The sequence below is a fragment of the Paraburkholderia fungorum genome, assembly GCF_046026025.1.
Lineage (GTDB): Bacteria > Pseudomonadota > Gammaproteobacteria > Burkholderiales > Burkholderiaceae > Paraburkholderia > Paraburkholderia fungorum_E.
This window is the reverse complement of the sequence record NZ_JAQQFL010000005.1, coordinates 271,212-279,924: the sequence shown is the minus strand read 5'-3', so window position 1 is coordinate 279,924 and position 8,713 is coordinate 271,212. Positions and strand designations below refer to the sequence as shown.

Here is an 8,713-nt window from a genome sequence, read left to right as displayed (position 1 = left end):
CTACTTCTCTTTGCGGCAGGCAAAGAGAAGTAGGTGCCGCCCCGCACAGGGGCAACGCTAATAGACCACTAACAAATCAAGGAGAGGCCAACACCACAGGCACACAGACAAAAAGCGCCGCGCAGGCCAAAAACCAAAAATCAAGCCGAAGGTTTCTTATAAGCGACGCAGTCAACCTCAACCCGACAATCAATCACCATAGAAGAAACCACACAAGCCCGAGCCGGCGGATTCTCGCCAAAATACTCCCGAAACACCTTATTGAAAGAAGCAAAGTCACGCGGATCGTCGAGCCAAACACCGCATCGAACGACATGCTCCGCCCCGTAGCCGGCTTCCTTCAAGATAGCGAAAACATTCTGAATCGCCTTGTGCGATTGCTCGACGATACCGCCGTTGATCACCTCACCGTTTTCCATCGGCGTCTGCCCGGAAACGAACAGCCAGCCGTCCGCTTCAACTGCACGTGCAAACGGCATATGCTGACCACCCGTACCCTTGCCACCCTCAACACCATATCGCTTCATCATCCAACTCCTCTAAAAGTCCGGCACGCGCTCAGCAGAACCGCCACACGCGCACCGCAACCAATCAATCGACTAATCAAAAATCAGAACGCCCCGCGCGCATCGCCCTTCGACGCAGCGCCGCGCGCCACAAAATGCCCTGCCCGTTCGCCGGTCACCGCGCCATCGCGGTAAGTCAACACACCGTTCACCCACACCGCGTCGATGCCATCAGCGGCCTGTTGCGGATTCTCGAACGTCGCCGCGTCGCGAACCCTGGCCGGGTCGAACAACACCAGATCCGCGTGATAACCGATATGCACCTCGCCGCGCTCCGCCAAACCAAACCGGTGCGCCGACAAGCTGGTCATCTTGCGCACCGCTTCTTCGAGCGGCAACAGCCTCTCATCGCGCGCGTAGTGGCCAAGCACACGCGGAAACGCGCCCCACAAACGCGGATGCGGCAGCGGATCGTTCGGCAAACCGTCTGAGCCGACCATCGTCGCGGGATGCGACAGAATCCGCCGCACGTCGTCCTCGGACATGTTGTGATACACCGCACCCGCCGGCTGCAAGCGCTTGCCCGCTTCCTGCTGCGTGACACCCCACTCGGCGGCAATCTCCTTCACCAGCTTGCCCGCCATCTCGGGATGCGGCTCCGACCACGTAATCGTGATGTCGATGTCGCCCGTCACCTGCTTCAGATCGAGCGTCGACGAACTGCGGTTGTACGGATAGCAATCGCAACCGATCGGCTGCAAACGACGCGCGCCTTCCAGCGATTTCAGCACCTCCTCGCTACGCCCCCAATTCGACGGCCCCGCGCACTTCAAATGCGAAATCACCACCGGTACATGCGCGTGACGGCCGACCCGATACGCTTCGTCCATCGCGTCGAGAATCGCGTCGAACTCGGTGCGCATGTGCGTTGTGTAAAGCGCGCCCGCGGCGGCGAGCGGCTCGGCCAACGCCATGACTTCCTCGGTCGGCGCGGCAAAGGCGGACCCATACGCAAGTCCGGAACTCAGGCCCAGCGCGCCGTTTGCCAGCGCCTCTTCGAGCTGCGTGCGCATGCCTTCGATTTCCTGCCCGGTCGCCGCCCGGTCCAACCGGTCCATCTGGTTGCTGCGCAACGCCGTGTGCCCAATCAGCGCGCCGACGTTCACCGCCGGACGCGCCGCGTTCACCGCTTCGACGTAGGCAGCGAACGTCGGGTACTGGAACGCGTCGCGCTCGCCAAGCAGGTTCATCGGATCGGGCGGATCGCCCTTCAACGAAACCGGCGATGCACTGATCCCACAATTGCCGACGATCACGGTCGTCACGCCCTGGGTGATCTTCGGCAGCATTTGCGGCGACTGGATCACGTGCGTGTCGTCATGCGTGTGAACGTCGATGAAGCCCGGCGCCAGTGCACGGCCATTGGCCTCGATCACCTCTTCGGCAAGCCAGTTCGACAGATTGCCAATCGCGGCAATGCGGCCGCCACGAATCGCGACGTCGCGTTCGACCGGCGGCGCGCCCGTGCCGTCGTACAGTTGCGCGCCGACGATCAGCGTATCGGCGGCTTCAGGATGCGAGTGCATGGATCAGTCTCCTAATGGTTGTCGATCGCCGCCGCCACGGTGCGTGTCGAGCGCGTGCTTCATGCGGCGCAGCAATTCCCGGCTCTCGTCACCCTGACTGACGGCGAGTTCAGTGACGAGCACATCGAGCGCCATCATCATCGCGTAACGCGACGATGATGGTTTGTAAATGAAATCGGTTTCAAAGGCGACGATCGGAATCACCCAATCGGCCAGCTTGGCCAAAGGCGAAGCCGGCGCGGTCAGGGCAATCACGCTGGCCCCATAGCTGCGCGCGATCTTGCAGTTCTCGACCATCTCAGGCACGCGCCCGGTGGTGGACAGCGCGATCACCACGCACTCGCGCGATACGGTGCTCGCCACCATCCGCTGCAACAAGCCGTCCTGATAGGTCGCAACCGGGCGGCCAAGGCGCACCAGCCTGAAACGCATTTCGTCGGCCAATGCGGTCGACCCGCCGCCCATGCCGAATACGTAGATCATGCGCGCGGCGCGCAAGGCGGCTGCAGCCTCGGCCAAAGGCGCCTGACGAAGAAGCTGATGGTTATGGGCCAGCGCGGTTTGCAGTTCGTCGAATACGCGGGTGGCGATCGGTTCGGGGGCATCGGTGGGGCCGCCCGCTTGCAGGAAACGCTGACCGACCGCCGCCGCCTGCGCGAGCCGCAGCTTCAACTCCCGCACGTCGCGGCAGCCCACCGCCTTGGCAAAACGGGTCACGGTCGCGACGCTCACGTCGGCCTGCTGGGCAAGCGCGCCGATGCTGGCACGCGAGGCACCGGTCAGATCGTCGAGAATCAGCGCGGCGACCTTCCGTTCGGCCGAACGCAGTTCCGGCGCGCATTCGGCGATGCGCGCGACGATATCGAAAGCCAGCGGTTCAGCGGTTGAGTTCATTCAGGCTGTGTGGGATGTCGCGACGCTCATGGAGGCTTACAAAAAGCCTCCGGAAAACCGTGGTACTAAATAACATTTCTTCAGGCATCGTACTTTCGGTAACATAGTAAAGTCAACTTTGATTCAATTTAACTGGACGATGGAGCACGGAGACATGAAAGTTACAAACTATCAGGGCGCAACGATTGATCCTTATAGCAAGGGCTTGGGCATGGTTCCGGGTACCAGCATCCAACTCACGGATGCCGCTCGCCTCGAGTGGAACCTGTTGAACGAAGACGTGAGCCTGCCCGCCGCCGTGCTATACGCGGATCGCGTGGAACACAACCTGAAGTGGATGCAGGCATTCGTCGCCGAATACGGTGTCAAGCTCGCGCCGCACGGCAAAACCACCATGGCGCCGCAGTTGTTTCGCCGCCAGCTCGAAACCGGCGCATGGGGCATTACGCTCGCCACCGCGCACCAGGTTCGAGCGGCGTATCACGGTGGCGTGTCGCGAATCCTGATGGCCAATCAACTGGTTGGCCGCCGCAACATGATGATGGTCGCCGAGTTGCTGAGCGATCCCGATTTCGAGTTCTTCTGCCTCGTCGACTCGGTTGAAGGCGTCGAGCAACTCGGCCGGTTTTTCACGTCGGTGCGCAAACCGTTGCAGGTATTGCTCGAGCTCGGCGTGCCGGGCGGCCGCACCGGCGTGCGCGACGAAGCGCAGCGCAACGCGGTGCTCGAGGCGATCGCCCGCTATCCGGATGTATTGAAGCTGGCAGGCGTCGAGTTGTATGAAGGCGTGCTGAAGGAAGAACACGAAGTGCGCGAGTTCCTGCAGAGCGCTGTGGCCGTCACGCGCGCGCTCGTCGAGGAAGGCCGTTTTGCCCGTACGCCCGCTGTTTTGTCAGGCGCCGGTTCGGCCTGGTACGACGTGGTCGCGGAAGAATTCGTGAAGGCCTCGGAGACCGGCAAGGTCGAAGTCGTGCTGCGGCCAGGCTGCTATCTCACGCATGACGTCGGCGTCTACCGTAAGGCGCAAACCGACATCTTCGCGCGCAATCCGGTCGCGAAGAAAATGGGCGAAGGCCTGTTGCCGGCGCTTCAATTGTGGGCGTATGTTCAGTCGATTCCGGAACCGGATCGCGCGATCATCGGTCTCGGCAAACGCGATTCCGCCTTCGACGCAGGCATGCCCGAACCGGCGCGTCACTATCGTCCGGGCACTGAAACGCCGCGCGATATCGCGGCGAGCGAAGGTTGGGAGATTTTCGGCTTGATGGATCAGCACGCTTATCTGCGGATTCCCGCGGGCGCCGATCTGAAGGTAGGCGATATGATCGGGTTCGACATTTCGCACCCGTGTCTGACGTTCGACAAGTGGCGTCAGGTACTGGTGCTCGATCCGTCGTACCGCGTCACGGAAGTGATCGAAACGTTCTTCTGACTCTGATGCAAACGGCGCGCCTCATGGAGAGGTGGCGCGCCGTTTGTCATGCCTATGCCCTTCGTGAGCCCGGTTCGGGTCGTATCACTCGCAGCGGCCGCCGCACTGAACTGGCGGCTCCCTGGTCTGTGAGGCCTAACGAGCCGCGGTATCCTGCGCTTGCGCAAGAGCGGCCGGGTCTGCGCCTGCGGCGTTAGCCGTCGCCGCCACTTCGCCGATCCGCGTTTCCAGTATCGTCAAGGCGCCCGAGAGCGCGCTCAGCGCATCGTCCGGCAATGCCGCTATTGTGTCGTGCAAAAAAGCATTGCGGAGCGGCAGGCTGGCTTCGGTCACGCACCGCCCTGCATCGGTCAAACGCACATTGGTCACGCGGTTATCGCGCGCGTCCATGCTGCGAGCAATCCAGCCCAAACCTTCGAGCGTTTTCAATTGCCGCGTGAGCGCGCCCGGATCGACGCGCAAGCGCTCGACCAGCCGCTTCTGCGACGACTCGCCAGCCTGCTCGTGCAGCGCGAGCAGAATGCGCCAGCGCGGCAACGGCTGGCCAACCTGGGCCTCGAACGCCGACATGAACGTCCGATAAGTGCGGCCGAATTGCTGCATGACGGCGACGCGGTCCTGTTCTTCCATGATCTGTCAGTAAAACGGTAAGGCTAAAAAATCAATCCGCGTGAATCACCGGCTCGAGCTTGCGCTGGAGCTTGATTGGCGGCACACGGCGGCTTTGCCAGACGGACACCACGGCGATGATCGCCGCCAGCGCGAGACCCAGATGAATCGCCGCAACGAGCGCCTCGCGGGCGCTCTCGAGCAGCATCGCGCCGTTGTGGCCCGCATGCTGCAGCTGGCCGAGCAAGGTGTTTTGCGCGTCGCGATTGATCAGAATTTGCGGGTCGCCGAGATCGGCGAGCCATTGCGAGGCGTGATCGTTCTCGAGCGCGCTGCGCACACCGCTCGCGTACATATGACTAATCAGCGTACCGGTCAAGGCTGTGCCGATCATCCCGCCGATCATCCGCAGCGATTGCAGCAGCGCTGTGGCGATGCCAAGATGCTCGCGTCCGGCTGTCTGCTGCGCGAAGATCGTCAGATTCGGCATCACGAAGCCGAGACCGAGACCGCCGAGCACCATGAACGACATCAGCATCCACTGTGGCATCGAACGCGTCGCGACAACCACGCCGAGGCACGCCAGCGCCACCAGCGCGAAGCCGATGTACAGCATCAAATTCGGATTGCGCACACGCGAGACGATACGGCCGTTGGCGATACTGCCGATCGTGATGAACACGACGAGCGGCGTAATAACGAGCCCCGCTTCTTTCGGCGACATCCCGAAACCACCCTGGAACAGCAACGGCGCGTAGAACAGCAACGAGAACATGGTGAAGCCGCCCAGCACGGCGAGCGTGAAGAGCGCCGCCAGACTGCGATTGCGAAACATATCCACCGGCAGAATCGCCGTCGGACAACGCTTTTCCCATTGCCACAGCCCATACGCCGAGGCAACGCTCAACGCGAGCAGCGCGGACACGCTCAACGTGACGCCGTGCTTCGGCAGCAATTCGACGAACAATTGCAACGAGCCGAGCGCCACTGCGATCAGCAACGCGCCTGGCCAATCGAGCCGCATCTTGCCCTTGTGCTCGATGTGCCGCAGATGTGGCAGGAAGCGCCAGACGAAAAATAGCGACAGCAGACCGACCGGCAGATTCACATAGAACACCGAACGCCAGCCGTAGTACTGCGTGAGAAAACCACCGAGCGATGGCCCCACCGCGTTCGCAATACCGAACGCCGAACTCATCAGCACCTGCCAGCGCAGACGCACGACCGAGTCGGGGAAGAGATCAGGAATGCACGCGAAGGCGGTGCCGACCAGCATGCCGCCGCCAATGCCCTGCAAACCGCGCGCGAGCACGAGGAACAGCATGTTGTTGGCGGCGCCGCACAGCACCGACGCCGCCGTGAATACGACGATCGATGCGATCACGAACGGCTTGCGCCCATAGTAATCGCCGAGGCGGCCGAAGATCGGCACGGTGATCACCGAGGTCAGCAGATATAACGTGGCGACCCACGCATAGAGCTCGAAACCCTTCAGTTCCGCGACGATGGTAGGCAACGCGGTGCCGACCACGGTCTGGTCCAGAGCGACCAGCATCGAAACGAAGGAAACGCCGAGCATCGCCAGTAGCGATTCACGGAAAGGTAAGACTTGCCCACTCGAGTGGTGGGCCGCGGTATGGACAGCCATTTTTGATAGAGCAACAGTTGACTCGTCAAACAATAATGAATCATACCACGAGGCGATGCTCTAAGCTGGGACCCGCCAGCGCGCTTCACCGCGCCGGCAATCGACTGAAGAATGGACAACACATGACGCCAGGGAGGCACATGGAGCCGAGTTCGCTCGCAGCACAATCGTTATCGGACAACGACCTGAGCGCGCTGCGACGCGCGAAACACGAACTGGAGAGCCCTGCGCTGGCGATGAAACTGGCCAGCATCGTCGGGGCACCGCTCGAAAAGCTGCTCTCGCGCATGCCGGCTTTTGCTAATGAAAAGGTTACGGATGCGACGGAACTGGCGCTGCGCAAGTGCCTCTCGATCGCGCTGCGCACGCTTGGGCGGCAGGCCGGCGCCTCGCCCCTGATCGTGCCCGACAAGCCGAGCAACCTGCTGCACAAGTTCGCCGTGGCCACGACCGGCGCGGCCGGCGGCGCCTTTGGTTTGTTCGCGCTGCCTGTCGAGTTGCCGGTCACGACCACGCTGATGTTTCGCTCGATCTGCGACATCGCGCGCAGCGAGGGCGAAGATCTGACGTCGATCGACACGCAGTTGCAATGCCTGACGGTGCTCGGCATGGGCGGCACCTCGAAAACCGACGACGATGCTGACTTCGGCTACTTCATCATGCGCGGCGCGCTGGCCCAGGCGGTGTCGAAAGCCTCATCCGAAATCGCGACCAAGGGCTTCACCGCGCATGGCTCCGCGGCCCTGCTGCGCCTGCTCAATACGATCGCCGCGCGCTTTTCGGTGCAGGTGAGCGAGCAGATCGCCGCCAAGTCGATTCCGGCGATCGGCGCCGTGCTCGGCGCCATGGTCAATACGGTGTTCATCGACCACTTCCAGCAAGTGGCGCACGGCCACTTCACCGTGCGGCGGCTCGAGCGGCAATACGGCCAGGAAGCGGTCGAGACCGCCTATCAGGCGATGGACGTCACGCTCGACGGCTGAGCCGCCGTGCCGCGCCCGCTCGCTGCGCTCGTCACGCGGCGCACGAATGCTGCGGCGCGATCGAGCGCGCGGCCGCCTTCCGGAATGAATGGCGTGAACAATGGCCAGACGTGCAGCATCTTCTTCCACACTTCGAATTCGCAGTCGACGCCCGCCGCGCGTGCGTTATCAGCGACGCGTTGCGAGTCGTCCAGCAACACCTCCGTGCTGCCCGCCATGATGAAGAGCGGCGGCAAGCCGTGCAGGTCGGCGTAGACCGGCGACGCATGCGGATGGGTGGCAGAGGCGCCACCGAGATAAACCTGCGCCGCGCGAGCGATCGCGGGACCGCTGAACATCGGATCGAGACCGTCATTGGTGCGGATGGAAGCGCCGGCGGCGGCCAGATCGGTCCACGGCGAGAACAGCAGGCCGCCGGCCGGCAGCGGATCGCCGGCATCGCGCAGCGCAACGAGCGTGGCTAGCGCGAGACCGCCGCCCGCCGAATCACCCGAGATCACGATCGACTCGGGCGGCGTGCCGTCTGCGACCAACTGACGATAGGCCGCGGTCGCATCATCGAGCGCCGCCGGGAAGCGATGTTCCGGCGCGAGCCGGTAGTCGAGCGAAAAGACCCGCGCATTCGCACGCTTCGCCAACCCAAACACCAGCGAGCGGTGCGTACGCGGTGAACAGAAGTAATAGCCGCCGCCGTGGCAATACAGCACGGTCGGTTCGGTGCTGGCGCCTGGCGCGCCGTCGAGGCGTTCGATCCACTCGCCTTGAAGCGGCCAATCGTGCGCCCCGTACAGCTCTCGCAGACGCCAGCCGGCCGGTACCTTCGGCGACCAGACGCGCTTGGCGGTCAACGCGCGCGCCCTCTCAACATTGATGCCCGGCTTGAGGGTTTGCGGACGGAACTCCCTGCGCAGATACCAGCACGCGAGTGCACTTTGCCAACTCATCAGGACACGCTCCTTCGCTTGTGTCCCGCCATGGTACGTGCGTTCGCCGATGCGTCGGTGGACGGCGGCTTCTAATCCTGAAAAAGCGCGGGCGCCACCGGGCGCCAGGGT

General features: G+C 62.8%; 8 protein-coding genes. 2 read left to right on the top strand and 6 right to left on the bottom strand.

Annotated features, from left to right (window positions below):
- Positions 1–140: 140 nt before the first annotated feature.
- The 3 genes from PQR67_RS08895 to PQR67_RS08885 all read right to left on the bottom strand — a co-directional run bounded on the left by PQR67_RS08895 (position 141) and on the right by PQR67_RS08885 (position 2,986).
- Positions 141–527, bottom strand: coding sequence for a RidA family protein (locus tag PQR67_RS08895; RefSeq protein WP_028200605.1), 387 nt, complete (start codon positions 525–527; stop codon positions 141–143).
- Between the two features lie 83 nt (positions 528–610).
- Complete coding sequence (locus tag PQR67_RS08890; protein ID WP_408457182.1) at positions 611–2,092, bottom strand: N-acyl-D-amino-acid deacylase family protein; 1,482 nt, start codon at positions 2,090–2,092, stop codon at positions 611–613.
- Between the two features lie 3 nt (positions 2,093–2,095).
- Positions 2,096–2,986: a MurR/RpiR family transcriptional regulator gene (locus PQR67_RS08885; protein ID WP_408457179.1), complete on the bottom strand. Its 891-nt coding sequence runs from the start codon at positions 2,984–2,986 to the stop codon at positions 2,096–2,098.
- Positions 2,987–3,140: 154 nt separating this feature from the next.
- On the opposite strand from PQR67_RS08885, the gene PQR67_RS08880 reads away from it, so the two are divergent.
- Positions 3,141–4,418 (top strand): amino acid deaminase, encoded by a 1,278-nt coding sequence (locus PQR67_RS08880; RefSeq protein ID WP_408457176.1) that lies wholly within the window; start codon positions 3,141–3,143, stop codon positions 4,416–4,418.
- A 135-nt stretch (positions 4,419–4,553) separates the two neighbouring features.
- On the opposite strand, the gene PQR67_RS08875 is transcribed toward PQR67_RS08880, so the two are convergent.
- The gene (locus PQR67_RS08875; RefSeq protein ID WP_408457172.1) at positions 4,554–5,048 is read right to left on the bottom strand and encodes a MarR family winged helix-turn-helix transcriptional regulator; all 495 of its coding nucleotides are present in this window, start codon (positions 5,046–5,048) and stop codon (positions 4,554–4,556) included.
- Positions 5,049–5,079: 31 nt separating this feature from the next.
- Positions 5,080–6,675: an MDR family MFS transporter gene (locus tag PQR67_RS08870; RefSeq protein ID WP_408457169.1), complete on the bottom strand. Its 1,596-nt coding sequence runs from the start codon at positions 6,673–6,675 to the stop codon at positions 5,080–5,082.
- Between the two features lie 140 nt (positions 6,676–6,815).
- On the opposite strand from PQR67_RS08870, the gene PQR67_RS08865 reads away from it, so the two are divergent.
- Complete coding sequence (locus tag PQR67_RS08865) at positions 6,816–7,658, top strand: EcsC family protein (protein ID WP_408457210.1); 843 nt, start codon at positions 6,816–6,818, stop codon at positions 7,656–7,658.
- On the opposite strand, the gene PQR67_RS08860 is transcribed toward PQR67_RS08865, so the two are convergent.
- Positions 7,628–8,602: an alpha/beta hydrolase gene (locus PQR67_RS08860; RefSeq protein ID WP_408457166.1), complete on the bottom strand. Its 975-nt coding sequence runs from the start codon at positions 8,600–8,602 to the stop codon at positions 7,628–7,630. The two genes, PQR67_RS08865 and PQR67_RS08860, sit on opposite strands and share 31 nt — an antisense overlap.
- Positions 8,603–8,713 lie beyond the last annotated feature (111 nt).

Excerpts from the sequence above, each read along its gene's own strand:
- PQR67_RS08895 (WP_028200605.1), bottom strand. The coding sequence starts at position 527 with ATGAAGCGATATGGTGTTGAGGGTGGCAAGGGTACGGGTGGTCAGCAT.
- PQR67_RS08890 (WP_408457182.1), bottom strand. The coding sequence starts at position 2,092 with ATGCACTCGCATCCTGAAGCCGCCGATACGCTGATCGTCGGCGCGCAA.
- PQR67_RS08885 (WP_408457179.1), bottom strand. The coding sequence starts at position 2,986 with ATGAACTCAACCGCTGAACCGCTGGCTTTCGATATCGTCGCGCGCATC.
- PQR67_RS08880 (WP_408457176.1), top strand. The coding sequence starts at position 3,141 with ATGAAAGTTACAAACTATCAGGGCGCAACGATTGATCCTTATAGCAAG.
- PQR67_RS08875 (WP_408457172.1), bottom strand. The coding sequence starts at position 5,048 with ATGGAAGAACAGGACCGCGTCGCCGTCATGCAGCAATTCGGCCGCACT.
- PQR67_RS08870 (WP_408457169.1), bottom strand. The coding sequence starts at position 6,675 with ATGGCTGTCCATACCGCGGCCCACCACTCGAGTGGGCAAGTCTTACCT.
- PQR67_RS08865 (WP_408457210.1), top strand. The coding sequence starts at position 6,816 with ATGGAGCCGAGTTCGCTCGCAGCACAATCGTTATCGGACAACGACCTG.
- PQR67_RS08860 (WP_408457166.1), bottom strand. The coding sequence starts at position 8,602 with ATGAGTTGGCAAAGTGCACTCGCGTGCTGGTATCTGCGCAGGGAGTTC.